This window comes from Saprospiraceae bacterium (assembly GCA_016719615.1).
Lineage (GTDB): Bacteria > Bacteroidota > Bacteroidia > Chitinophagales > Saprospiraceae > Vicinibacter.
This window is the reverse complement of sequence record JADJYQ010000001.1, coordinates 222501-247637: the sequence shown is the minus strand read 5'-3', so window position 1 is coordinate 247637 and position 25137 is coordinate 222501. Positions and strand designations below refer to the sequence as shown.

Genomic DNA, 25137 nt, shown 5'->3' with positions numbered 1-25137 from the left:
GTAAAAAACGAACTGATTGCTTACATTTGCTGAAAATCAGGCTGCTACCAGATGAATAAAATCTTTAATGTATTGTGGAGTCAGTACCTAAAGCTCCATCGTGCGCAAATGAAGGCATTCATGGAGCGTCCTATTGAAGCCCAACAAAAAGAGTTACGCAAAATTGTAAAAGCCACTACTAGTACCGAATGGGGCATGAAACACGGTTTTGCGCGTTATAAAAAAACTGCCGATTGGAAAGACTTTTTGCCTGTTCAAGATTACGATACGGTAAAAGATGATGTTCATCGAATGATGCGTGGTGAAAAAAATATACTTTGGCCAGGTAGGGTCAAGTATTTTTCAAAATCTTCAGGTACTACCAGCGATAAGAGCAAATATATTCCAGTTACAGATATCAACCATCGCAATTGTCACACAAAGGGCGGGTGGCGACTCGTCGTCAGCATGTTTGACAACATACCAAAACCCAGAGTCTTTGAAGGGAAAAGCATATTACTCGCAGGGAGTTCAAATCATCGCCTGCCTGAATATCCTGGTAGCATTGTTGGAGACGTATCTGCTATTATTTATCAACGACTTCATCCAATCGTAATTAACCGGCTCTATCCCTCTAAAGAAATTGCCTTGATGGAAGATTTTGAAAAGAAACTCGACATCATTGCCAAAAACAGTTCTGCCATTGATATCCGCTTGATTGCAGGAACTCCTACCTGGGCCATCGTTCTATTTAAAAAATTGCTGGAATATACCGGAAAGAACAATATTCTCGAAATTTGGCCTGATATGCAGGTATTTGTGCACGGAGCTGTGAGTTTTGTGCCTTACAGAGAACCCTTCAGGGATTTCTTCCCATCAAATGAGTTCACGTACATCGAAACTTACAATGCTTCTGAAGGCTATTTTGCAGTACAATCTGATACGTGCAAAGACGATATGTTACTACTTCTCGACAATGGGATTTTTTATGAATTTATCCCCATGGATGAATGGGAAAGCGATGATCCAAAAACTTTATACCTGGAGGATGTGGAATTGGATAAAAATTATGCATTGGTTATCACGACCAATTCCGGCTTGTTCAGATACAAGATAGGTGATACGGTAAAGTTTACTTCGCTCAATCCTTATAAGATCAAAATTACAGGACGGACCAAACAATTCATCAACGTATTCGGTGAAGAAGTCATGGTCTCTAATACGGATGCAGCTCTGTCAGCGACTTGTAAAATTCACAAAGCAAAAGTTACTGAATATACGGTCGCGCCGATATTTCTCACATCATCCGGAAAAGGCGGGCATGAATGGCTGGTTGAATTTGAACTTGCTCCTGCAGATATTGCTGCCTTCGCAATAACATTGGACAACGAATTAAAAAAAGTGAATTCCGATTACGAGGCCAAACGTTTTCACGATCTTGCATTGGAAAATCTCAAACTGAATGTCGCGCCAAAAGGCAGTTTTTTTCAATGGATGAAAACTAAAAACAAAATCGGAGCACAACAAAAAGTTCCCAGATTGTCGAATCAACGAAATCATTTGGAGGAATTGTTGAGGATATCTGGAGATGCGCCCTTATTTTTAAAAGACTAACAATTGTTAGTTTTCCTCCTCCTTCTTCTTCTCCTCTTTTTTCTGATGCACTTTTTTACCACTCTTTAATTTTTTGGATAGCGCTGCATAGGGACCTGTCACAACCATATCACTTTCTTCGAGTCCGCTTTTAATCTCAATGTATTCCACATCCTGGATTCCGGTGGTGATATCGATGCGTGCTACCGTATCATTTCTGACTACAAAAACGGCTTCTCTGAATTGACTGGCTTTTTGTTCATCATTGTCCTGATTCAGCTTTGGATCGTATTTTTCTTGCGCGCGCTTTGCCTTCTCTTTGTTTTTTTGCTCGTCGGGATCATAAGCAATGACACATTGGATCGGAATACTTAAAACATTATCTACTCTTGCCGTTTTGATCTCAACCGTAGCTGACATTCCCGGACGAAAGGGCGTTTTGCCCTGATCGGTGAGGTCTAAATAACCCGATTTATCAATTCGTACTTTTACGATGTATTTGGACACCTGATCAGTCGACAAATTAGCCCCACCTATAGATGCAACATTCGATGCGGAATTAGAAACTTCCGTCACCTTGCCTGAAAATTTGCGGTTGGAATAGGCATCTACTTCTATATCTGCATCATCTCCCGTTTTTACGCGAACGATATCATTCTCGCTGACTTCTACCTGAACTTCCATTGCATGTAAGTCGGCAATGCGCATTAATTCTGTTCCACTCATTTGCATGGTACCTACGACGCGTTCCCCTTTTTCGACGTTTAATTTGGAAATAATTCCGCCAGCCGGAGCTTTGATGATAGTGCGCCCTAAATTGGTTCGCTGTTCTTTTAATACAGCTTCCGCATCCTTGACCTGATAACCCGCTGCTTCAGATGTTTTCGAAGCATTTTTAAAAGCAGTTTCTGCATTTTTAAATCCGATTTCTAAATTTTTTAAACTGGTTTCTGAAGTTTCGAAATCCGCCTGTGAAATGATTCCTTCTTTATATAAGGATTTATTCCGTTCGTGAACTTTCCTTGCATTTTCCATTTGCAGTCTGGCCTGATTCACCAACTGTCGCGCACTTTCAATACTATTGCTGCTTGCGTTGGCTTGTGTGCGTGCCACATTGACCCCGGCAGTACTTCTTTCAACAGCCGACTCATAAGCATCAGCGTTGACACGGGCTAGAATTTGTCCGGCCTTTACACTGTCGCCTTCTTTTACATAGAGCTCAATGATTTCACCTGATACATCTGAAGAAATTTTGATCTCGGTTTCCGGAAATATTTTACCACTTGCCGATACCGTTTCTACAATGGACCTGCGTTCTACTTTTTCATAAGTAACTTCTTCGCCTTTTGGTTTGCGTTTTGCTTTAAAGTATGCAGCAAAGATCAATACAGGTATCAAGGCCAACAAAACCCAGGTATACCATTTGATATTTTTTAAGTTGAACATTTTTCTTTTCGTTTAAAATAATTACAATTCAATTCTTTTGCCCGCATAATAATCGAGCAATTTTTGTTTGAAGATGAGATCGTATTTTGCAATCAACAAATTGATTTCGGTAGTTTGCAAATTCGCTTGTGATACATTGAGTTCGAATGTGCTTGCTGCCCCGATTTGAAATTTCTTGCTCGTTTTTTCAAATGCAGAATTACCGGCTTCAAAAGACTTCATGGCAGCCTCATGCTCTTTAAGTGCTGCTTTGACATTGGCGATGGCCGTGTATAAATTTTGATCTAAAATTTCCTTTTTCAGTTGTAAATCCAGATCAGAAAGTTTGGTAGCCAGTTTTGCCTTTTGCAACCCAGCTTTATTACTATAGTTTTTATAAATCGGAATGGAAACTGAAACGCCTACTCCGTAACCCAAAAACTGATCAAACTGTGTATTGAATGGGATCACTTCCGTTTGGGTGATGACCGGATAATCTTGTTCGACTTTGACCAACTGGTTATTAATATATACTTCGTAAGTTTGACGTTCTGTACCAAATGCTGTAGGTCTAATGGCTGCGTCGGAAAACCGGGAGCCAATACTCCCACTCAGGAACACAGATGGATATAATAATGCCCGGGCCATTTTTTCGCCAATTTTTGCAGATTCCAATCTGATTTTTGCTGCCCGGAGCGAAGCTTGCTGATCGACTGCTTTTGCTTCAATCTGGTTGAAACTATAAATTTCCAATTCGATTTTATTCAATTGTTCCTCGGTCAATCGTACCAATTGCATATCCGTTTCCGGATCCATTCGCATAGCCTGTTTCAGTTGCAACCAGGCCAAATCTAATCCGTTTTCTGCAAGTACAATTGATTGTTCTGCACGTGCCAGTTGACTTTTAATTTCAAGGGCATCAGCTTCCGGTTTGACACCTGCCTTGATCAATTTTTCGATCTGATCGAGTTGGAGTTGCTGCAACTCGAGTGATCGTCCTGCTACTTCCAATCGCTCTTCAGCAAGTAGAACATTCAGATAAAAGGTAGCAATACTCAAACTCAAATCATTGACAGCCTGATTGTGGTCTTCTTTACCAGCGTTCAATAGTAGCTTATTCTGTTTAACCGAATTACGCATTAAACCGCTTTGAAAAAGAACCACAGAGCTCGACAAATTATAATTGGAATAAAGGATATTTTCTGTTGTAAATGTATTCGTAGTAGGGTCCACATTTCGGCCAAAACTGATCCCCCCATTGATGCCTGCACTGAGGTCCGGAAACTGTTGGTGTTTGCTTGTTTTGACATCAAGTTCGGCCATTTGAACCGCGATTTGGCTTTGTTTCAGGCCTATATTGTTCTTAACAGCAAAATCGATACACTGAACCAGGTTCCAGCTTTGTTGGGAATTGCCTATTTGTAAAAAGCAAATCAGGCCAATACAGCTTAATAATTTAAAGTTCATAGTACAATATTAGTGTGTCTTGAAGCACGATCTTACAGCTTTAGAGCTATTAACGAAAATTTCAGACAAAAAGCCAGGTTATCAGGACAGAACAAGCTTTCAGATCAATAATTTGAATTGAAAATACCTGCAAACATCAGGCGATCGTATCTGCTCCCAAAGGGACGGTAATAGATAAACACCGCATAGTTGTTTTCAGTCTCGTACCAATTTCCTTCCAAATGGTCCGTTTCAGCAAGCCCATCTTTATTGCGGTAGGCATACAAATAATTGTAATAACCCAATTTCAACAAAAACTGTCCCATATAGGCTTTTCTGCTTTCGTCATAATCCATTCTGAATTCTTCCCGGATCTGCCAATCGCTTACTGCTCCAAAAAGATAAATGGGCTCATCCAGTTCATATCCGGTCTTTAGGGTGAAATGCATCCAGGCATAATCGGATTCCGTTTCAGGCTTATACACATCCCGGTTTAGTATGAGGTACTTTCCGTTGATGTCTGTTTCGGTATAATAGGATTTGCCTTCGCGCACGCCATCGGGAATTAACCAGGCATGGTAACCATCTTCCTTTTCATCCCAATACTGAATATCGGGTGTACGCGATATAAGGGTGCGTATATCCTTAAATCTGAATTCTTTTTTTGCAGGAAAAATAAAATCGTCGGGTCTGGTAAATTTGAACGCATCTCCTGTGTAAAAATTGGGTTCATTTCTTTCGATCAAAGTATTAAAGTCACCGTTTTGTATGGCCTGTACAAACAATTCCTGTCCGTTGTTGGCCACCGGAAGTTCTCCCGTTTTTACTTCCATTTCCATGGAGTGGTGTGTCCTTCGATGTTCTATTTGTAGAGGATTGATAAATTCTACGGCTGCATGAAATTGTTGCTCTGTAACAAAAAATCTGCGCGTAAACAAGACCTGCTTCTGACGATTATACACGCACATTAAATAATTTCCACTCACTAAAAAGTCTTCGCTCTCTACCTGAAGCTGATAATGCACAAAAGGAATCTTAGTATTTCTCGAAGTCACATAACTATAGATTTGCTCCTCCTGAAATCCTTTTAAAAATTCTTCATGACGGAGCTCATCCTGTTTCCAGTTTTTATCAAAATGAAAAAAACTATAATAAAGATCCTCGGCGGATGGTATTAAAAAATCAAACTGCAATTGAAGGGCTTCCTGTTTTCCATGGGTAAGAAAAGCGATGCTCTCTTTTTCGGGATAAGTCCGGTAGAAAAAAATGCTTTTGATGCGATCATCGTAGATGGTATCGATGGCAGGTAATTCAAATTCATTAGATTGTGCCTTTAAATCTTGGATTAAGTTACCCATCAAGGTAAACAGTAAATAACAAACAAGGACTTTTTGCAATAAATTCATGACAAATGAAAACGTATAAACCTTTAAAAAATTTTAAATCAAATAAACTTCGAAACAAAATTATTGCAAGAGAACTAGGTAAACGGTAAACTACGTTGACGACGTACAGGCCTATCTCAAGCTGGTAAATTAGTTCAAATTAAAAAACACTTATTTTAACGATTTTTCCACTATGAATTAAGCCCAATGGTTCGCTAATTTTTAAAAAATACAAACCATCTTCAAGATACTCCAAATTAAAATCAAATTTAATAATCTTATTTTCTAAATATTTCTTTATAACTGATTGTCCAAAAATATCGACTAATTCAAATTGCATATTTTGTCTAATAATATTCCCTAAGGCAACAGTTATTATACTAGTAGTTGGATTAGGGTATATATTTAATACTAATTCATTTCCAGAATTATTTGTATTTTCAATTACCAGTTTTTTAAGTTCAAAAAGCAAATTAACATTAGTTTTGAGTAATACTCCCCATTTATTGGACCAAAAGTTGAGTTCGTTAAGTTAATAAAATTCATATTAAGCTGCATGATTTTTTAATGGAATCATCGTATCGTTTATTGGGAGTTTGTCCGGTAGTTTGGTGCATTTTCCGGTGGTAATAGGCGATATGGTTTTGAACTCCTTCAAAAAGTTCAAAACCATTATCGCATGGATTGAGATAAATATAATCGTACTTTAAAGTTTTCCAGAATCTTTCAATCCAGGTATTATCTGTAGCTCTTCCTTTGCCATCCATTGAGATCAATATCTTTTCAGATTCCAAATAATGAGTCCACATCGCACTTGTAAATTGAGAACCTTGATCCGAGTTTATAATATTGGGTTTACCATTGACAGCAATGGCTTCTTTTAAAGCAGCAACACACCATTGTTTACTCATACTATTACTTATACTCCAGCCCATGATTTTGCGACTATAAACATCAATGAAGGCAATCATGTACATAAATCCTTTAGCCATCGGGATGTACGTAATATCGGTACACCAAACCTGATTGGCATGTGTGATTTCCAGATTTCTAAGTAAATACGGTTTAATAAATTGCTTTAGGCCCTGTTTTGTTAGGTTTTTGCGACGATATATTGTTTGCCATCCCATAACCTTAAACAACCTCCTTATTCGTTTAGGACCTACCGGATATCCTTTTTCCTTTAAAAGATTCACCATTGATTTAACCCCTTCTGTCGGGTGCTGTAACAAATGCTTATCCATGATATTCATCATTTTAACATTTTCAGGCTTTTCCTGAACAGGCTGGTAATAAAGTGTGCTCCTTGGTACGTTCAATAGATCACACTGTTTGCGAATACTCAGCTTTTGTGGTTTCGTATGCACCATCTCTATTCGTTGTTTCATATCCCCAGTTTCTTGCAACTTTTTTTTAAAAATCATTCTCTACTTTCAATTGGCCGATTTGTGCATACAATTTCTCCATTTCAGCTGAATCAGTATCATCCTGAGCTGATTTTGAGTTCTCGAAAATAGATCCCATGTTCTCTAAAAATTCAGTTTTCCACTTGGAAATCATAACGGGATTAACATCAAACTGAAGACTAAGATCAGCCATAGTCTTTTTGTTTTTAATGGCTTCTAAAGCCACACTGGCCTTAAAGGCCCCGGTAAATTTGCTTGTTTTTTTTTCATAGGTCTAGTAAATTTAAGTGTTTTTTTAACTAAACCTCTGGTCTCAATTTAGGGGAGTATTACATTTCACTATACCCCCAATTGAAATTTTATCATTAGATAGTTGACCATAAATATCATGATGCAATAAGGTTACAATTAAAAAACTAATAATGATTATTTTAATAAACATATTTTTTTATATTCAATTTTTTGAAAATAAATATACTCTAAAATATACACATTTGAAGGAATTAAGTTACCTAAATCTTTACTATGGCTTTGCCAAGCTTCAATATTTTCACTGACTTAATAAATCTACCATCAATTGAGTAAATATTTATCTTTAATGGCTCTACATTCGAATCTAATAAAGAACTTAATTTTATTTGATTTTGTATTTTATCATTATGTTTTTTAATGCCTACTGGCGATGTACTAGGATAATAAGTATAAACTTCGCCACCTACTATTAGATTATTAAGGTTAATTTGCTTCAAGTTAAAGAATTCATACCAAAACAAATTTAACTCAACTTTAAATGTGTACCTATGAATAATCATAAAGATTTGATCAAATATTTCAACAATTTTGTCTTTAAAGCGTTTTAGAGTTCTAAATTTCCAATTCATGTATCCACAGGAACTCGTACTACCCATGACCCGTGAGCTGACCCAAATTGGCTTTCAATCATTGCTCAGTTCAGATGAGGTTAAAAAGGTCTTAGACCAGAAATCGGGTACTACCCTATTGGTAATCAATTCGGTATGTGGTTGTGCGGCTGCGAATGCAAGACCTGGAGTTAGAGTTGCCCTTCAAATGGGTCCTAAGCCCGATCATCTGGTTACTGTTTTTGCGGGTGTTGACCGCGAAGCTGTGCAAACGGCAAGAGAATACCTATTGCCATACCCTCCCTCTTCACCGGCTATTGCTTTGTTTAAAGACGGTCAATTGGTTCATATGTTGGAAAGACATCACATCGAAGGTCGTTCTGCCCAAATGATCGCCGATAATCTGGCTGCTGCATTTTCTAATTACTGCTTGATAAACGCATGAAAAAATCAGGAATAATCTTACTGCTCTTTGGAATTTATTGTTCAAGTTTAGTAGCAATTCCACAGCATCGCGACAGCACCGAAAAGCTTTCCATAAAATACAGTAAGCAAGAATGGAAAAAAGAAGCAAATGATCTTAAGCTTTTGGAAAAACAAATCAAAGAGTGGAATAAAGCTTGCAAAAAACCCAATTCAGATTATTTGAATACTTTATATAGTAGACTCATGGAGACCGTTTACAAAGAGCATAATGAATTGAGTACAAAAATTAGCGGCAGAAGTAAAAAAATGCACCCAGGTTCAAAGATGAATGCAAAAGATAGTCTTTTGGAAGCAGAAAAACCAAAGGCTTATAATGCAGAGCTTAAAGACCAACCCATGCGATTGAGTAAATCAGAAATTCACCGCCAAAAAGCAGAATCTGATTATTTGAATAAATATGTTTCACTCGTTAAAGCAGAATCCAATTTGCTGTTGAAATTGAAAAAAATGGAAGCTTTTACAGCCGAAACAAAAGCAAGTATTTATGCAGGAATTTCTGCTGATCTGAATGATTTTAAATCTATCATGAAAGCAGAGTTGGAACTCATGAAACCAGAGACTGCAAAAAAATAGCAAGCCTCCGTAACCAACCACCTTGTTGGTAGCAAATTGCCAAATAAAGACCTTAAAATCCTATAGAACTTAGCTCATCTCTATCCGTTCAGATTCCGGAGCATCAAACAAATTATTATATTTTTTAATATGTTATTACCTTTGGCTGACTAATTCAGAAGAGAACATGGCACAGGTACACAGTTATACGGAAGAAAACATTAAATCGCTCGATTGGAAAGAACACATCCGATTAAGGCCCGGAATGTATATAGGTAAGTTGGGAGATGGCAGCCATATCGATGATGGTATTTACATACTTTTGAAAGAAGTCATCGATAACTGTATAGATGAATATGTGATGGGTTATGGGCGAGAAATCGATATTGAAGTTCAGGATGGAATTGCAAGAGTGAGAGATTACGGAAGAGGCATCCCATTGGGTAAAGTCATTGAATGCGTTTCACAAATCAACACCGGAGGAAAATACGACAGCAAAGCTTTTAAAAAATCAGTAGGTTTAAATGGTGTAGGAACCAAAGCTGTAAATGCACTGTCGAATTATTTCAAAGTGACATCCATTCGCGATGGCAAATGTAAGATGGCTGAATTCGAACGCGGTAATCTGATCAAAGAATACAATCTGAAAAATACAGATGAAGTCAACGGCACTGAAATTGAGTTTAGAGCAGACGAAAAGATTTTTCAAAAATACAGATTCGTTCAGGAATTTATTGAGAGCCGCATCTGGCATTATGCTTATTTGAACGCCGGTCTTCGGATCAATTACAATGGCAAAACTTATGTATCCAAAAATGGATTGAAGGATATGCTCGAACGCCGTACCGACAGCGAGCATCTGGACTATCCGATCATTCATTTAAAAGGAGAAGATATCGAATGTGTGTTGACCCACGGTGGTCAATACGGAGAACAATATTACAGTTTTGTCAATGGGCAATACACTTCACAAGGTGGAACGCATTTGAATTATTTCAGAGAAGCTATTGTCAAAACACTGCGCGAATTTTATAAAAAAGATTTTGATTCCAGAGACATACATACTGGAGCTATTGGTGCCATCTCTGTGCGCATAGAAGAACCGGTTTTTGAATCACAGACGAAAACAAAATTGGGATCCACGACGATCAGCCCGGAAGGCTCATCGCTGCGTTCATTAATTGTAGATTTTATCTCTAAAGAACTGGATCTTTACTTGCACCAAAATCAAGATGCTGCTAAGGAATTCCAAAGTCGCATCTTACAATCTGAACGCGAACGCAAAGAAATTGCAGGAATTAAAAAACTGGCTAACCAACGTGCAAAAAAAGCCAATTTACATAATAAAAAATTGCGCGATTGCAGATATCATTTATCCGATAGTAAATTAAAACCAGAAATTGCAGAAGCGACAACCTTGTTTATCACAGAAGGAGACTCAGCCAGCGGATCGATCACCAAGGCCAGAAATCCGGAGCTCCAGGCAGTGTTTAGTTTAAGAGGAAAACCCCTAAATTGTTTCGGCCTTACCAAAAAAATAGTTTACGAAAATGAGGAACTGAATTTACTGCAACATGCTCTAGATATTGAAGATGATATTGAAAATTTGCGTTTTAATAAAGTCGTCATTTCAACAGATGCAGATGTTGACGGAATGCATATACGCCTGCTGTTGCTCACTTTCTTTCTTCAGTTTTTTCCCGAATTGGTTCGCACCGGGCATCTTTTTATTCTGGAGACGCCTTTATTCCGCGTAAGAGACAAACAACAAACCTTTTATTGTTATTCTGAAAAAGAAAAAAAAGAAGCTATCCAAAAATTGCGCGGTAAACCTGAAATTACACGCTTCAAAGGACTGGGAGAAATTAGTCCGGATGAATTTTCAGGATTCATTGGCAGCGATATCAAATTGGAACCCGTAGTGCTGAACGAAGATTCGCATATTGAAAAAGTTCTGGAATACTACATGGGAAAAAACACAGCTGAACGCCAGGATTTCATCATTGAAAATCTACGAACCGATCTCGACCAAATGACTGCTGAAGAATTGTTGGCACAAGAGGAAGCTTTGCTAGTCTAAATAATAATTTCAATTGACATACAACTGTTCGTATGATAAAATATACCGTAGACGTCATCATCAACAAAGATCTCGAATCCATTTTAGATCTATTTGACAACGAAGCAAATTTATACAAATGGATGGAGGGCCTTCAAAAATTTGAGCACATCAGTGGTACGCCCGGGGCAGAAGGTTCTCAATCGAAAATGTATTTTAAAATGGGTAAACGCGAATTCATATTACTTGAAACCATTATAAGCAAACAATTACCCGGTAAATTTGAATGCGCTTACGATGCTGATGGAGTTCGCAATGTGGTTATTTCCAGATTTATTGCATTGACTGATCATCAAACACAATATATCAGTGAACAGGAATTTCATTTTAAAGGACTTATGAAATTTTTCAGCATTTTTTTAAAATCTGCCTTTAAAAAACAATCGTTAAAATATCTATTGGATTTTAAAAAGTTTGCAGAAAGCAAGAAGTGAGGAAGGAGGAGGGTAGATTATGGAGTATAGAGTTTGGAGCAAAGATTATAGATTATAGAGTATTAGCCCATACATGAAGAAATTATTCAATAAAAAAGGGATGATGATGTCAGGAAGTGTATATGCTTTAAATGATTTATGGAACCAGGCCTGTTATAGATTTTGGCATTAATTTGCTTTAGGCTTTAGGCTTTTAGCTTCAGCCTTAAAGCTTATTCCTTAAACTCCAAATCCTGTTGATTAATCTGCATGGATGCCAATGTTTTTCCAAACTTATCGACGAATTCGATTTTTAAAACCCGTTGTTTGTGTGGTCCGCTGATGCTTGCCCTTGTATAATTATTTTGTTCGACCAGCATATTGAGCAACATCATGGGATTGGATTTTTCCAAATCGCCTACTTTATAAGTACCGGATGTAAGCGCAGAATTTAAAAATTCATAAAGCGGATAACCATTTGGAATGATATGTTGAATGACTTCACTATGATGGCGATCGCCGGTAAGAAAAACGACTCCATTTATTTTTTCTGATTCAATAAAATTCAACAGATCATTATATTCTATCGGGTAGTGGACCAGACAGTCATATTTGTTATAAGTATTTAAGATACTGCTTCCGTTACAAATCATCTTAAAAGGTGCCCGGCTATTGGCCAACTGATTCTTAAGCCAATCCAGCTGCTCTGCTCCCCACATCCATTTATTTGGATTGGGCTGCCCATTTATGCTATCCATCAGCGCATCGGAGGATCTGAAGCTCCGATCATCCAACAAAAAGAAATCGACATCATTGTAATGAAATTTGGTATAGATACCGCCTTCTTTAGATGGAGAGGGCGGATTACACCAATAATTTTGAAAAACACGACTTGCCTCTTCTTTAAACACATAAGCTTTGCCTTCATTGTTTGGACCATAGTCATGATCATCCCATATAGCGTAGTGACTCATGGACTTTAGAAAATCCTTCATCTCAGCCTGACTGCGGTCATGGGAAGCCCGATACCATAATCCCCATTCGCTGGAATAATCAACTTCTCTGTAATACCAATTGTCACCTAACCAAAGCATAAATGAGGCTGGTTCTTTTGCCATCGTCCTAAAAATACTGGAATCCCCTCCATATGGTTTGCCGGGTCTATCGTAAATTACTTCGTTGGTAAATGAGCAACTCCCGGCTAAGAAACGGAAATCCCCGGCTGGTTTGCGGTATTGCCAAAGATCCTGTGTTTTAAAATGTCCCCGAATGGGTGGAGTCTTCTTTTTATTCTCAATGACCAGTTCGTATTCATAAGTTGTTCCAAAGTCCAGTCCTGTCAGGTAAAATTTACAAATGCGGTAAGAAAATCTTTTGCTTACATCAGGTTCGATTTCAAATTTTCGAGCAGGATCTCCTTCTTTCCAATAAGTCAATTCAAGTTCTGTTCCTTTTTCAATCTCGCACCAAATAGAAGCTGTTCTTAGCTCTACTGGCCCCAACATAGGGCCGCTTTTTAATTGGGAAACAAGTTCTGTAAGCCAAAGAAATGAGCAAACCAGGAGGCAGAATGACTTTTGCATATTCAATTTTTTCCAAAGTTAAATGCTTTGTGAAATTTACGGGGCTGCAGTGCTTTAAGAGATTATAAAATATTCGCGCGTCATGTATTCTTTTACCTTAGCAATTCGTTTATTAAACGATATGCCAGTTTTGTCCAAAAATCGAAGAATTATTGTTGTATTTCTCGTCTTTATAGGATATTTATGTCCAGGGGCAAATGCTCAACAATCCTCAGTACTTCAGTTCTCCGGAATAGTATATCAATCGGAGGACGATAAAAAGACACCCTTGCCCTATGTAAATGTTGGTATTTTGAGAAACAGGAGGGCTACTTACAGCAATGAACAGGGTTTCTTTTCCATAGCTGCACAAACGGGTGATACCATTTTGTTTCAGTATCTGGGTTACAAAAACAAAAAATTCATATTGCCAAATGTTGTCCTTGATCCATCCTATTTTTCAGCAATCATTTTAGAAAGGGATACCATTCAACTTAGTAAAACCACTGTCTACCCGATACCATCTAAAGAACATTTCAAACAAGAATTCCTTGCCATGAATGTTCATGATGAAATGCGCAGCATTGCCGAAAAAAATCTCGAAGCAGATGTATTGGCCTGGTTAGAACCCGGAGTCCCATCCGACGGAAGGGCAGGTGTAAGTTTGTATTTCAGGCAAGAAGCCAATAATGCTGTTTATGACGGACAATTCAAGCCCCTTCAGATCTTTAATCCTTTGGCCTGGATAGACTTTATCAAAGCCCTTAAAAGAGGAGATTTTAAGAAAAAGAAGAAACCGCCGGAATAGGTTGGCAGATTGAAAGGCTAAAGGGAAAAGGCTAAAGCTTGGCTAGTGTTTCCTTTCAAGCTTTGACCTTTTTCCTTTAGACTAAATATATTTGGCCATTTTGAAAATTGATATAAAGCATAGATTAGTGATCAATGATTGTCGAGTATAAAAATCCTCAAAATATTTTTTTAATCTTTAAATCCCAGTCAAAAATCCTGTAAATCAGAATAATCCTGATAATACTGGTCAGCTTTTCGCTTTTAAGCTTTATGCTTTAAGCTTTTCCATATTACTTTTGCTTTGAATCCATAACATGAAAGTTACCGAATACCTGAAACAAAATACCGGACGCACCCTGATCTCGTTTGAAGTTTTGCCACCCCTGAAAGGTGGAAGCATCAAATCTATTTTTCAAACTCTGGATCCATTGATGGAATTTAAGCCACCTTTCGTGGATGTGACCTATCACCGGGAAGAATTTATTTACAATGTGCAACCCAGCGGGTACTATCAGAAAATCGCTATTCGCAAAAGGCCCGGCACAGTAGGTATCTGCTCGGCTATCATGCATCATTATGGTGTGCAGGCAGTACCCCATTTGATTTGTGGTGGATTTACCAAAGAGGATACGGAGAATGCGCTCATTGAATTGCATTTCTTGAATATTAAAAACGTATTGGCTCTGCGAGGGGATGCCCGAAAATTTGACGAAAAATTTATACCAGAGCCCGGAGGTTATGAATATGCACTGGACCTCGTCCAGCAAATCGGCAGAATGAATCAGGGAACCTACCTCGACCCGAGTATTGAAAATGGTTCCAGGACTGATTTTTGTATCGGCATTGCAGGCTATCCCGAAAAGCATTTCGAAGCACCGAATATGAAATCAGATCTCAAACATACGCTTGAAAAAATTAAGTCGGGCGCTGAATACATCGTGACACAAATGTTTTTCGACAATCAAAAATATTTTGAATACTTAAAAACCTGCAAAAGCGAAGGGATAAACGTCCCTATCATACCAGGTATCAAACCATTGACTAAAAAATATCAGCTGAATTCTATACCCCGCCATTTTTACATCAATATTCCGGATGAACTGGTAAAAGCGGTCAATAAAACCAACTCCGAACAAGCCGCTAAAGAAGCCGGTATCGAATGGTGTGTAGCCCAATGTAAGGAGTTGATTCAAGCGGGTGTGCCCTGTCTTCATTTTTATACGATGGGTGACAGTGATACGACGCGTAAAATTGTTGAAAAGATCCTTTGATCAATAACTAACGTTCGTTAGTAATATAAATAAATCGCAATATGAACCAGGCTTTGATCATAACTGCAGACAAAAAATCATGGGTGCATTATCCGGCAGATTCCGGATTTCCCATACAAAATTTACCGCTGGGTATATTTAGCTACCATGACCAGACAGCACGGGTATGTAGTCGAATTGGTGATTTTATCATCGATCTATATAGTTTGTCTGCGGCCGGACTGCTCAATGTCGAAGGTTTTCAGTCCAACTGTTTTCTGACTAAATATTTAAATCCCGTCCTGGCAAAAGGTAAACCTGCACTTAGAAATTTAAGAGCCGCACTGGTTTCCATCCTTGATGAAAACAGGGATGCAGACACCAGGCAAAAAGTAGAACAACATTTAATTCCTATACACCAAGTCCGCCTCTTGCTGCCTGTTAAAGCAGCCAATTATACTGATTTTTACAGCAGTCGCGAACATGCCTACAATGTAGGAGTCATGTTTCGCGATCCCAGCAATGCCTTGTTGCCTAATTGGCTACACATGCCCATTGGTTATCATGGACGGGCGTCTTCTATCGTAGTTTCGGGAACTCCTATTATCAGGCCAAAAGGTCAAATGCAATTGAAAGATGGTGAAGCCCCCGTTTTTGGATTTAGCAAACAATTGGACTTTGAATTGGAAATGGCATTCGTCATCGGAAAAGAAAATGCATTGGGACATGCAATTCCCATCCAACAAGCAGAAGAACACATTCAGGGAATATTGATTTTTAACGACTGGTCGGCGCGGGACATTCAAAAATGGGAATACGTACCACTAGGACCTTTTCTGGGTAAAAATTTTGCTTCCAGTGTTTCGCCCTGGGTCGTAGACCTCGATGCTTTGCAAGTATTTAAAGTACCGGGCCCTACACCGGAAAAACCTTTACTGGAATACCTGAAATCAGATAAGCCCTCTAACTTCAATATACAACTCGAAGTCAGCATCACTGCGGAGAACAGTGAGGAAACGATCGTTAGCCAATCCAATATGAAATATTTATATTGGTCAATGGCACAACAACTCGCACACCACACTGTAAATGGCTGCAATATGGAAATTGGCGATATCTGTGCATCGGGCACGATATCGGGACCAACACCTGATTCCTACGGATCAATGCTTGAGCTGGCCTGGAAAGGCACCAAACCTATTCAGATGAAAGATGGCTCCGAACGAACGTTCGTTAGGGATGGAGATACGGTTTCGATGCGGGCGTATGCACAACATGAAAACTATCGGATTGGGTTTGGGGAGGTGAGTGGGACGGTTATGGAAGCAAATTAATAAAATCTCTAATCGCTCTCTTTTTCAGCAGGAATTTGATTCCAATATTTTAATGATCTCAGGTCTAATCACTTCATGTGCAATGAGCCTGGATTCTTTTAGGAATACAGAAGTCCTAGAAATACTTTAAAAACTGTTGAATCCAAAACATCATCAATACTTTACAAAATAACCAGCCGCTTGAAAATTCCCTTTCCCTTTGATCGTATAAGCATAAGGAGCAGAAGTCCATTCATTAGGGATTGAAATACTTGTCATTCCAGCATTGATTTTGCTTTTCTTTAAAACCCTACCCAAAATATCAAAAAGAGTAATTTCCAGAAAACTATCTGAAGCACAAATTTGACAATGCCATTTTAATTGCTCGCCTGACTTATCATAGTATAAATTGACATCGTTATCCTGTTTGAATTCCCGTGTAGCAACCAAAGGATTAATGGATTTGTAAAGGCCGTCGTAAGATATAGATGCATAAGCATTAGAGGCGTCATCTAAAGTAAAGTCTCCAATGTTTTTTACATCATTTTGCAATAGCCCAAGTCCATTACTAAAATCCTCCCAGGTTTCCCCTCCATTGCCAGAAATATAAATATTGGAAAACACGCTGATAGCAACAAGAATATTGTCTGGAAAACTAAAGAACTCATTGAGAATAACATCCTTAAACCTTCCGTTTTCTACAGGAGAAAATCTCTGCTGATCTCTACTCACATAAAAATCCAGCATACCATTGTGTATTCCATTCACAAATAAAAACCCATCCTCATTGACACCATATGAATAGACTCTGGAAAAAACATTTAAACTATTCGGGAAAATAAAATGAGACCCGAAATCATCACTGACATAAAATTCCGGATGTACAAAAGGGTCTTTTAATGAATAGATCAGTTGATTTTTTTATCAAATTTTATATCCAGTTTAAAAAATACGGATTGGGCCTTATCAAGGCCTATCCAATCAGAAGCCCCCATTTTTATAAATGGCAAATACCGTTCAATTTGGCCACTTAATGGATCTATATAAGCTCCCAACAAGAGAGAAACTCCTGTTGCCAAATTTTTAAAATCCAAAAAAACCAGGTCAGGAAAATTTTTGTGAATTTCGGTTATTTCGCTCCATAAATCTCCGCCATCAAAGGAGTGAAATAATTGTTTTTGTCCAGCTGTAATTGCGAATAAATCGTCCGGACTATGTTTATAGATTTCGAGCAAATCCTTTCCTTCGATTTGGGTTGATTTCCAAGTGAACGCATCGCCATTACTCTCCTCAACATAACAATCCGCTCTTTGAGCATAAATTTTGCTTTTCGAATTTACCAATAGACTTCCCCTATGTACAGAAGAATAATTCGTTTCCGATAAATACCATCCCCTTTTATACTCACTTAATTCTAAAGTCATGTTTGAACATTCGTCCTCAACGATAGCCAATGCATTAGAGCTGTCTGAAATTTCGATCTGGCGTATATTGGATAAATCAGGAAAACCATGGGCAAACGAAGCCAATTGCGTCCAGGTATTACCATCATCATCAGAAAAATAAAAGTAATTTTCTGCGTTAACTATGAATTGACCTGCTTTGGTGACATACAACGCTGATACCGAATATGCAGTTTGCAATGCGGGATCGAGGATCAGCTTATTCAGTTCCAAACTAAGTCTGTCCAGTCGATAAAGTCCATCTGCCTTAACTATAAAAAGGTTACCACTTCTCCCAATAGCAGTTAAGGATTGAAATTTTTTTGGCAACTCCAATTGCGCCAAAAGTTGCGACTTTGCACTCGCTGAATTCAATAAATAATAATATAAACTATCTTCATGATGTTGTGTCAATACATAGTTGACATCCGCCTGAAACATGGCAATCTTTAATATAGGTTCTTGTTTGTTAAAAATTAATTTAGGAGCTTCCAACTTGTTATTGTATTTAATTAGTTTATTATTTTCAATTTGAAAATAATTTCCTAAAGTATCGAAATGCAGATCATTGCTGAATCTGACATGAATATTGTTTAGAGTGCTTGTATCTAAATCAAACTCATCGTTCGAATTTGCGAATAGCCCATCGAAAGATCCATTATTATAATACAATAATGGGGTGCCTCGAAAATCAAGGAATATCTTTTTCGTATCATTAAAGAAAAAGTAAGATAACTCCGGATTATTAGCCAGAATATCTACCCATTGATCCCCGCCACTTTTTTTGTGCAATATGGTTTTTCTCCCATAAATTGAAATAAACTTATCACCAGATGGCGAAACCAAAACGTCCTCTGGTATAAAAGTCTTTTGATTGTTTAATCTTTGCCATTGCACTTGGGACAAGGCTTCTTGAAAAAATGGAATACCTATTATTCCCAGAATAAAGATGAAGGCTCTCATAAAAAATAATATTTTATTGTTAAGTGTGTTCATAATGACCTCAATAGTCGAACACTAAAATAAGAATAAATTATCAAATACAAGTCCTTCGATCAAAAAAACACCCAATGCCCCTTCCATTTCCCTGCTGAATTCAAAGAAAGTGCTGGTGCCGGAATTTTGATGATGTTGAATACAGTACAAAGTGTTTTTATAAACCGGTTGCGGGTTTTGATTTTACTCAGATCAATGTCAAATGACAGATAGTATTCGTTGACCCTTGGAATCCATTCAGCATTGTAAATAATATTTTGTCGCACCCAACGATTGATGTAACCCCCAAACAATCCGTCAGCTCCAAATCCAAAAGCTACATTTAACCAATCCGGCCAGGTTTTCCACTGTCTGTTGACAAGGCGTTCCGGACTAAACGATAACCAAAATGTTTGCGCATTGTAATCTTTGAGGGCACTGTTGAGAAAGCCGGAACCATATAACTCCTTTGCGCGATCTTTAAAACTATAGCCAGGATCTCCCAGCTCATTGGGTGAATGGTTAGAATAGTTCTTCGGCCAGGGAGATATTTTGATTCTAAATTTCTGCTCCTTCCAGATCAGCTGCTGGCTGGTAAACAGTCCTATGCCGATGACATTGGCTGCCATGTCCGGCCAACTGAATCCATAATCTTTGCTGTAGCCATCCATAACTTCAATGGTCGATTGAAACAACATGGCCATAGAGACACCCCATATTATAGAGGAGCCTTCACGGTAACCACACCATTTCGCGCCGCGATATCCCCATTCACTTTGAAAGTAACTGTTGAAGACATGTGCCGCTTTGTCAACATGGAGCCATTCGCCGTAATCGTTAAATTCATGGAATTTTCCTAAACCCTGATTACTATACCAGGCATTGTAAAGTCCTATTGAAAAAGCAGAATAACTCACCGTTGCAAACCCTCCGGCCAGCCAGGCGCGTTTGGATTGGAAAGAATCAGACGGTATGAAAAAATTTTGGAAATGGCTTTGACTGCTAACACATGTTAGTTTTATGAAGATTAGGAAAACGAAACAAAATCCTTTGATGGAATTAAAACGCCTTTTTTGAAGTATTCCATCGCCTAAGAACCTGTCCGTATGCATTTTAACAGATGAAATAGTAAGAGCGTCCTTTAAATTCATTTCATACTAAATAAAAAATGTCTAAAATTGGACTTCAAGTCCAATTTTAGACAAATTTACACTGGAAATAAATAAGTTAAAAATTTACAATTTAGGGCATCAATACCGGTATTGTTCTCCCTTAAACGGACCGTCTTTATGTACACCAATGTATCCGGCTTGTTTTTCATTTAACTCTTCGAGCTCTACGCCAATTTTGGCAAGATGCAATCTGGCCACCTTTTCATCGAGGCTTTTCGGCAAGGTGTACACCTGATTTTCATATTTGGATGCATGCAACCACAGTTCAATTTGTGCAAGTACCTGATTGGTAAAGGAGTTGCTCATAACAAAAGATGGATGCCCGGTGGCACAACCCAGATTCACCAGGCGTCCTTCTGCAAGCAAAAGAACATCTTTGCCATCGATGGTATATTTATCGACCTGAGGTTTGATCTCTACTTTGGATTGTCCGTAATTATGATTCAACCAGGCAACATCAATCTCGTTGTCGAAGTGACCGATGTTGCATACAATGGTTTTATCTTTCATCTTTCTGAAATGTCTCTCAGTTAAAATGTCGCAATTTCCGGTGGCAGTCACCACGATATTAGCTAAAGGAATGGCGTTTTCCATTTTCATGACCTGGAATCCATCCATGGCTGCCTGTAAGGCGCAGATCGGATCGATCTCCGTCACAATGACGCGGCATCCGGCACCTCTTAAAGAAGCTGCTGAGCCCTTGCCAACATCTCCATAACCGGCCACAACGGCGACTTTACCAGCCATCATTATATCAGTAGCTCTGCGAATGGCATCCACACAAGATTCTTTACAGCCATATTTATTATCGAATTTTGATTTGGTAACCGAATCGTTCACATTGATGCAAGGCAGGGGTAAGTTTCCACTACGCATGCGATCGTATAATCTCATCACTCCAGTGGTGGTCTCTTCTGAAATTCCGCGAATATCTTTGATCAGCTCAGGAAAATGATCTAATACCATATTGGTCAGATCGCCACCATCGTCGAGAATCAAAAAGGCTGATTTCCTTCAAAAGCAAATAGTGTTTGTTCGATACACCAGTCAAATTCCTCATTGTTCATCCCTTTCCAGGCAAAAACGGGAATGCCTTTAGCAGCGATTGCTGCAGCGGCATGATCTTGAGTTGAAAAAATATTACAGGAAGACCAACTCACTTCTGCACCCAAATCGATTAATGTCTCGATCAAAACCGCTGTTTGAATGGTCATATGCAGACAGCCAGCAATGCGAGCTCCTTTGAGGGGTTTAATTTCTTTATATTCTTCGCGAAGGGCCATTAAACCAGGCATTTCTGCTTCTGCCAGTTCAATTTCTTTACGACCCCAATCGGCCAATGTAATGTCTTTAACTCGGTATTTCAGGTGGGTGGCTACTTGCTCCATAAACGTTTAATTTTTTTTTGCAAAGATAAAAGATATCGTATTAAATAAGCTGTTGTAAATCAACTTACTCAGACAGAAAATAAAATGTTTGAAAACATAAAAAGTTCATGTTTTTCAGGAGAAATTCAGCTAAAGCAAGAGTCACCTCACCTCCTGCTCCTCTCCACGAAGCGGAGAGGAGAGCAGTTCTGGGTTCAAATGAAATTTTCATTCTCATCAACTTTCATTTCTTAGATTTTTATGCCAAATCTGCAGGGTTTGTGATGTCAACAAGATTCGTTACTCCTAAATCCTTACACCACAGACGAACATCCAAGAAACAATGGTCAATAGCTAAGAGTCAATAGTCATAAGTATGGGCCCTACGAACCAATGGTCAATAGTCATAAGTATAGGCTCTACATACAGACTAGCAGACTAACCGACTTCCCCCAATTTCCAATTAATAATTATCTTGTCCGGGACTTTGCTTTCTTTCATGTCAAAAATTCTATTCATACAAACTGCATTTCTTGGAGACGTCATATTGAGTACGTCCCTGATTGAAAAATGGAAAGCCTTTTATCCGGATGATGAGGTCGATGTATTGATCCGAAAAGGCAATGAAGGTGTTTTTGAGCATCATACCGTGATTCACGAATTGTTGATTTGGGATAAACAACAAAATAAAACAACAAATCTCATCAGTTTAATTGGAAGGATTCGCCGAAATAAATACGATAAAATTTTCAATCTGCAACGATTTCTATCAACTGGTTTGATACTCCTGTTTTCGGGTGCTCGTGAGACCATTGGATTTACAAAAAACCCTTTGTCCTTATTTTTCACCAAACGCGTTTCACACGAGATCAATGCAGTCGGAAGTCCGCATGAAGTACAACGCAACCACCAATTGATTCAATCCTATACGGATGCATCTTATGCGCTTCCGAAAATTTATCTTCCACATAAACGAACAATTGTTAGTAAATATACCATTCAACAAGCTTTTATTACCATTGCCCCTGCTTCTGTTTGGTTTACTAAACAGTATCCTGAAGAGAAGTGGATCCATTTTCTCAAAAAACTACCGGATTCGATGGATATAGTTTTGCTGGGTTCGAAATCCGATTCTCAACTTTGTGAACGGATCTGTAATGCTTTAAAGTTTCATCGGCCTCATTCAAAACTTCTCAATCTTGCCGGACAACTTACTATTTCCGAATCAGCTGAACTCATGCAAGAAGCCCGAATGAATTACGTAAATGATTCGGCACCACTTCACATCGCTTCTGCTGTTAATGCTGCGGTATGTGCTATCTTTTGCAGCACTGTTCCTGAATTCGGTTTTGGCCCGCTATCTGAAAATGCATACCTCGTACAAACGAAATTAAAATTGAGCTGCCGACCTTGCGGCTTGCACGGCAAAAAAGTATGCCCAGAAGGGCATTTTAAATGTGCGATGGAGATTGAAGATCAACAATTGCTGCAATGTTTGTAAAATCATCCATCAACTATTTCACGAATAATATCTTAGATTTGGCTTTATTAAAAGGTCTACATATGAAAATACAAGTTCAAAATTATATGGTATTCATTTTGTGTTTTGCATTTATTCAAAATATCAATTCACAAAAAACAATAAAAACCACGCTTATTCACGATCAGCTCACGCGAAGTTTTTCGTTCTACATTCCTGCGTCTTACACTTCAGGAAATCTCTCAGCGCTGGTATTTAATTTGCATGGTTACAGTTCGAATGCCGACCAGCAGGAGTTTTACGGTGATTTCCGAAAGATTGCAGATACTGCAGGATTCATTATCGTGCACCCGAACGGAACAATATTTCCGCAGTCGGGACAACAATTCTGGAATGTAGGATTGGTGGGGAACAGCAATGTTGATGACGTCGGCTTTTTGCATGCCATCATCGATACTTTATCAACAGCTTATTCCATTGATGAAAACAGGATATTCAGCACCGGAATGTCGAATGGTGGATTTATGAGTTATCATTTGGCTTGTGTAAGTGATCGTTTTGCAGCTATTGCTTCTGTTACAGGTTCCATGACAGCGCTTACACAGGCATTGTGTAAAAATGCTAAACCAATTCCGGTGATGGAAATCCATGGTACTGCAGATGGTGTGGTGAATTACGATGGCAGCACTGGTATATTATCTATTCCGGATGTATTAGATTTTTGGATTCAAAAAAACGGGTTGAATGCTCATGCTGTGATCAAAACGGATGTACCCAATGTTAACACCACTGACGGAGCAACTGCTGAGCATTACTACTATCCTGGCAATCACGAAGTAGAGCATTATAAAGTCTTGAATGGCGGCCATACCTGGCCGGGAACACCTTTCGTTATTGGGACGACCTGTCAGGATTTTAGTGCCAGCCAAGTGATTTGGAATTTTTTCAACAAGCATAAAAGACAAACGGTGAACTCAGAGCAGACAGATAAGTCGACTATGCGTCTTCATCCAAATCCAGCAAACGAAAAACTACATATAGATTTTAAGGAATTCTCAAAAAGACCTGGCACTATAATTATCAGGAATTCTGTAGGCATCCCTATTTTTGAACATCTCATCAAGGAAGATCAATTTGCTCTTGATATCCGATGGATACCTTCCGGCTTATACTTTATTCAATGCTTATCAGGTAAGAACAGCTTTTATTCAAGCTTTATCAAGATTTAAGGTTTTAAAGTCGTCTAACGGAATTTTTTGAGATTCCTTGGAAGGGCCTAATATTGGATCCCCCATGAATACTAACACTTGTTAGTATTGAGTATGAATTTTTAAAGACTTTAAAATATTCATGATAAATTGCTGCATTACGGCTTTTCGCATCCCCAAATGAGGAGGATTGAATTGCAATGGTTTAAAGGCATCATCATCCTAAAATTAAAAACATTGCATTTGTTCAGGAACAAATGGCTCCACAAGAAACCTGCTTATATATTCAATCCGGATCATCTATCGTGTCGAATCTTGCGAATCCATTCAATCCGTTTAATCCGTAAATCCGTGGTTAAAAAAAAAGCCCTGTCACAAAGTGCAGGGCTTTTTAAAAAAAAAGGCGGTGACCTACTCTCCCGGATTTGCGTCCAGTACCATCGGCGCAGAGGGGCTTAACTTCTCTGTTCGGAATGGGAAGAGGTGGAACCCCCTCGCTAAAACCACCTAAATCTTATTTCCGTGTTAGCGGAATATTTCTTTAAAAAAGTTCACAATGAACTCATACCGTTATGAGCACAGTTTTCCAAAAAGCAATAGCTTATTGAAAAAAAAAAGGTTGGAAGAGGAAATGAGTAGAAGATTTTGAAAAAAAAAAGGAAGTTACGGGGTAATTAGTACTACTCAGCTTAACATATTACTACGCTTCCACCTATAGCCTATCAACGTAGTCGTCTTCTACGACCCCATATAACACTCATCTTAAGGATAGCTTCGCGCTTAGATGCTTTCAGCGCTTATCTAGTCCGTACATAGCTACTCTGCGCTGCACCTGGCGGCACAACAGATACACTAGCGGTACGTCCGACTCGGTCCTCTCGTACTAGAGTCAGTTCCCTTCAATGTTATAACGCC

The 25137-nt window shown here is 38.5% G+C and carries 22 protein-coding genes, 2 rRNA genes and 1 pseudogene (1 of these 25 cut by a window edge); 11 read left to right on the top strand and 14 right to left on the bottom strand.

Going from position 1 to position 25137, the window contains the following annotated elements; genetic code table 11:
* Positions 1–51: 51 nt before the first annotated feature.
* Positions 52–1593 (top strand): GH3 auxin-responsive promoter family protein, encoded by a 1542-nt coding sequence (locus IPM92_01030; GenBank protein MBK9106982.1) that lies wholly within the window; start codon positions 52–54, stop codon positions 1591–1593.
* A 6-nt stretch (positions 1594–1599) separates the two neighbouring features.
* Here IPM92_01030 and IPM92_01025 read toward each other — a convergent pair whose 3' ends face one another.
* The 7 genes from IPM92_01025 to IPM92_00995 form a co-directional block, all read right to left on the bottom strand.
* Positions 1600–3018, bottom strand: a complete 1419-nt coding sequence (locus tag IPM92_01025; protein ID MBK9106981.1) for an efflux RND transporter periplasmic adaptor subunit — start codon at positions 3016–3018, stop codon at positions 1600–1602.
* Between the two features lie 21 nt (positions 3019–3039).
* The gene (locus IPM92_01020; protein ID MBK9106980.1) at positions 3040–4464 is read right to left on the bottom strand and encodes a TolC family protein; all 1425 of its coding nucleotides are present in this window, start codon (positions 4462–4464) and stop codon (positions 3040–3042) included.
* A gap of 104 nt (positions 4465–4568) precedes the next feature.
* Positions 4569–5849: a DUF5103 domain-containing protein gene (locus IPM92_01015; GenBank protein ID MBK9106979.1), complete on the bottom strand. Its 1281-nt coding sequence runs from the start codon at positions 5847–5849 to the stop codon at positions 4569–4571.
* Between the two features lie 139 nt (positions 5850–5988).
* A complete protein-coding gene (locus IPM92_01010; GenBank protein MBK9106978.1) occupies positions 5989–6300 on the bottom strand; it encodes a T9SS type A sorting domain-containing protein in 312 nt (103 codons plus the stop codon).
* A 70-nt stretch (positions 6301–6370) separates the two neighbouring features.
* Positions 6371–7216 carry an IS3 family transposase gene (locus tag IPM92_01005; protein ID MBK9106977.1) on the bottom strand — a complete coding sequence of 282 codons (846 nt, stop codon included), beginning with the start codon at positions 7214–7216 and terminating at the stop codon, positions 6371–6373.
* A 25-nt stretch (positions 7217–7241) separates the two neighbouring features.
* Positions 7242–7460: a hypothetical protein gene (locus tag IPM92_01000; protein MBK9106976.1), complete on the bottom strand. Its 219-nt coding sequence runs from the start codon at positions 7458–7460 to the stop codon at positions 7242–7244.
* A gap of 286 nt (positions 7461–7746) precedes the next feature.
* Positions 7747–8115, bottom strand: a complete 369-nt coding sequence (locus IPM92_00995; GenBank protein MBK9106975.1) for a hypothetical protein — start codon at positions 8113–8115, stop codon at positions 7747–7749.
* Here IPM92_00995 and IPM92_00990 point away from each other — a divergent pair.
* The 4 genes from IPM92_00990 (at position 8114) to IPM92_00975 (ending at position 11685) form a co-directional block, all read left to right on the top strand.
* Positions 8114–8539, top strand: coding sequence for a BrxA/BrxB family bacilliredoxin (locus tag IPM92_00990; protein MBK9106974.1), 426 nt, complete (start codon positions 8114–8116; stop codon positions 8537–8539). The two genes, IPM92_00995 and IPM92_00990, sit on opposite strands and share 2 nt — an antisense overlap.
* On the top strand, positions 8536–9153 hold the full coding sequence (locus IPM92_00985; protein MBK9106973.1) for a hypothetical protein: 618 nt from the start codon (positions 8536–8538) through the stop codon (positions 9151–9153). Before IPM92_00990 ends, IPM92_00985 begins: the two co-directional genes overlap by 4 nt.
* A gap of 166 nt (positions 9154–9319) precedes the next feature.
* On the top strand, positions 9320–11212 hold the full coding sequence (locus tag IPM92_00980; GenBank protein ID MBK9106972.1) for a type IIA DNA topoisomerase subunit B: 1893 nt from the start codon (positions 9320–9322) through the stop codon (positions 11210–11212).
* Between the two features lie 35 nt (positions 11213–11247).
* Entirely contained in the window at positions 11248–11685 is a 438-nt protein-coding gene (locus IPM92_00975) for an SRPBCC family protein (GenBank protein ID MBK9106971.1), read from the top strand.
* Positions 11686–11897: 212 nt separating this feature from the next.
* Here the strand turns inward: IPM92_00975 and IPM92_00970 are convergent, their stop codons facing one another.
* Positions 11898–13247, bottom strand: a complete 1350-nt coding sequence (locus IPM92_00970) for an alkaline phosphatase family protein (protein ID MBK9106970.1) — start codon at positions 13245–13247, stop codon at positions 11898–11900.
* A gap of 82 nt (positions 13248–13329) precedes the next feature.
* On the opposite strand from IPM92_00970, the gene IPM92_00965 reads away from it, so the two are divergent.
* The 3 genes from IPM92_00965 to fahA all read left to right on the top strand — a co-directional run bounded on the left by IPM92_00965 (position 13330) and on the right by fahA (position 16599).
* Positions 13330–14034: a carboxypeptidase-like regulatory domain-containing protein gene (locus tag IPM92_00965; protein ID MBK9106969.1), complete on the top strand. Its 705-nt coding sequence runs from the start codon at positions 13330–13332 to the stop codon at positions 14032–14034.
* Positions 14035–14329: 295 nt separating this feature from the next.
* A complete protein-coding gene (gene metF / locus IPM92_00960; protein ID MBK9106968.1) occupies positions 14330–15286 on the top strand; it encodes a methylenetetrahydrofolate reductase [NAD(P)H] in 957 nt (318 codons plus the stop codon).
* A gap of 41 nt (positions 15287–15327) precedes the next feature.
* Complete coding sequence (fahA, locus tag IPM92_00955; GenBank protein MBK9106967.1) at positions 15328–16599, top strand: fumarylacetoacetase; 1272 nt, start codon at positions 15328–15330, stop codon at positions 16597–16599.
* Positions 16600–16752: 153 nt separating this feature from the next.
* Here fahA and IPM92_00950 read toward each other — a convergent pair whose 3' ends face one another.
* The 4 genes and pseudogenes from IPM92_00950 to IPM92_00935 form a co-directional block, all read right to left on the bottom strand.
* Positions 16753–17325 carry a hypothetical protein gene (locus IPM92_00950; protein MBK9106966.1) on the bottom strand — a complete coding sequence of 191 codons (573 nt, stop codon included), beginning with the start codon at positions 17323–17325 and terminating at the stop codon, positions 16753–16755.
* Between the two features lie 161 nt (positions 17326–17486).
* Complete coding sequence (locus IPM92_00945) at positions 17487–18983, bottom strand: hypothetical protein (GenBank protein ID MBK9106965.1); 1497 nt, start codon at positions 18981–18983, stop codon at positions 17487–17489.
* 92 nt (positions 18984–19075) lie between these two features.
* Positions 19076–20146, bottom strand: a complete 1071-nt coding sequence (locus IPM92_00940; protein MBK9106964.1) for a DUF2279 domain-containing protein — start codon at positions 20144–20146, stop codon at positions 19076–19078.
* 99 nt (positions 20147–20245) lie between these two features.
* A pseudogene (locus tag IPM92_00935) lies at positions 20246–21555 on the bottom strand (adenosylhomocysteinase).
* A 107-nt stretch (positions 21556–21662) separates the two neighbouring features.
* Between IPM92_00935 and IPM92_00930 the strand changes: the two are divergent.
* The 3 genes from IPM92_00930 (at position 21663) to IPM92_00920 (ending at position 24243) form a co-directional block, all read left to right on the top strand.
* A complete protein-coding gene (locus IPM92_00930; protein MBK9106963.1) occupies positions 21663–21902 on the top strand; it encodes a hypothetical protein in 240 nt (79 codons plus the stop codon).
* Positions 21903–22033: 131 nt separating this feature from the next.
* Positions 22034–23035, top strand: a complete 1002-nt coding sequence (locus tag IPM92_00925) for a glycosyltransferase family 9 protein (GenBank protein MBK9106962.1) — start codon at positions 22034–22036, stop codon at positions 23033–23035.
* A gap of 62 nt (positions 23036–23097) precedes the next feature.
* Positions 23098–24243, top strand: a complete 1146-nt coding sequence (locus IPM92_00920; GenBank protein MBK9106961.1) for a prolyl oligopeptidase family serine peptidase — start codon at positions 23098–23100, stop codon at positions 24241–24243.
* 377 nt (positions 24244–24620) lie between these two features.
* On the opposite strand, the gene rrf is transcribed toward IPM92_00920, so the two are convergent.
* Together rrf and IPM92_00910 are read right to left on the bottom strand one after the other, a co-directional pair.
* A 5S ribosomal RNA gene (rrf, locus tag IPM92_00915) occupies positions 24621–24733 on the bottom strand.
* A gap of 143 nt (positions 24734–24876) precedes the next feature.
* Positions 24877–25137 (bottom strand): 23S ribosomal RNA (locus tag IPM92_00910) (it continues 2628 nt past the right edge of the window).

Bases quoted from the DNA above. Each gene is read 5' to 3' on its own strand.
- IPM92_01030 (MBK9106982.1), top strand. From the start codon at position 52: ATGAATAAAATCTTTAATGTATTGTGGAGTCAGTACCTAAAGCTCCAT.
- IPM92_01025 (MBK9106981.1), bottom strand. From the start codon at position 3,018: ATGTTCAACTTAAAAAATATCAAATGGTATACCTGGGTTTTGTTGGCC.
- IPM92_01020 (MBK9106980.1), bottom strand. From the start codon at position 4,464: ATGAACTTTAAATTATTAAGCTGTATTGGCCTGATTTGCTTTTTACAA.
- IPM92_01015 (MBK9106979.1), bottom strand. From the start codon at position 5,849: ATGAATTTATTGCAAAAAGTCCTTGTTTGTTATTTACTGTTTACCTTG.
- IPM92_01005 (MBK9106977.1), bottom strand. From the start codon at position 7,216: ATGAAACAACGAATAGAGATGGTGCATACGAAACCACAAAAGCTGAGT.
- IPM92_00990 (MBK9106974.1), top strand. From the start codon at position 8,114: ATGTATCCACAGGAACTCGTACTACCCATGACCCGTGAGCTGACCCAA.
- IPM92_00995 (MBK9106975.1), bottom strand. From the start codon at position 8,115: ATGAATTGGAAATTTAGAACTCTAAAACGCTTTAAAGACAAAATTGTT.
- IPM92_00985 (MBK9106973.1), top strand. From the start codon at position 8,536: ATGAAAAAATCAGGAATAATCTTACTGCTCTTTGGAATTTATTGTTCA.
- IPM92_00980 (MBK9106972.1), top strand. From the start codon at position 9,320: ATGGCACAGGTACACAGTTATACGGAAGAAAACATTAAATCGCTCGAT.
- IPM92_00970 (MBK9106970.1), bottom strand. From the start codon at position 13,247: ATGCAAAAGTCATTCTGCCTCCTGGTTTGCTCATTTCTTTGGCTTACA.
- IPM92_00965 (MBK9106969.1), top strand. From the start codon at position 13,330: ATGTATTCTTTTACCTTAGCAATTCGTTTATTAAACGATATGCCAGTT.
- metF (MBK9106968.1), top strand. From the start codon at position 14,330: ATGAAAGTTACCGAATACCTGAAACAAAATACCGGACGCACCCTGATC.
- fahA (MBK9106967.1), top strand. From the start codon at position 15,328: ATGAACCAGGCTTTGATCATAACTGCAGACAAAAAATCATGGGTGCAT.
- IPM92_00950 (MBK9106966.1), bottom strand. From the start codon at position 17,325: ATGCTGGATTTTTATGTGAGTAGAGATCAGCAGAGATTTTCTCCTGTA.
- IPM92_00945 (MBK9106965.1), bottom strand. From the start codon at position 18,983: ATGAGAGCCTTCATCTTTATTCTGGGAATAATAGGTATTCCATTTTTT.
- IPM92_00940 (MBK9106964.1), bottom strand. From the start codon at position 20,146: ATGAATTTAAAGGACGCTCTTACTATTTCATCTGTTAAAATGCATACG.
- IPM92_00930 (MBK9106963.1), top strand. From the start codon at position 21,663: ATGTTTTTCAGGAGAAATTCAGCTAAAGCAAGAGTCACCTCACCTCCT.
- IPM92_00925 (MBK9106962.1), top strand. From the start codon at position 22,034: ATGTCAAAAATTCTATTCATACAAACTGCATTTCTTGGAGACGTCATA.
- IPM92_00920 (MBK9106961.1), top strand. From the start codon at position 23,098: ATGAAAATACAAGTTCAAAATTATATGGTATTCATTTTGTGTTTTGCA.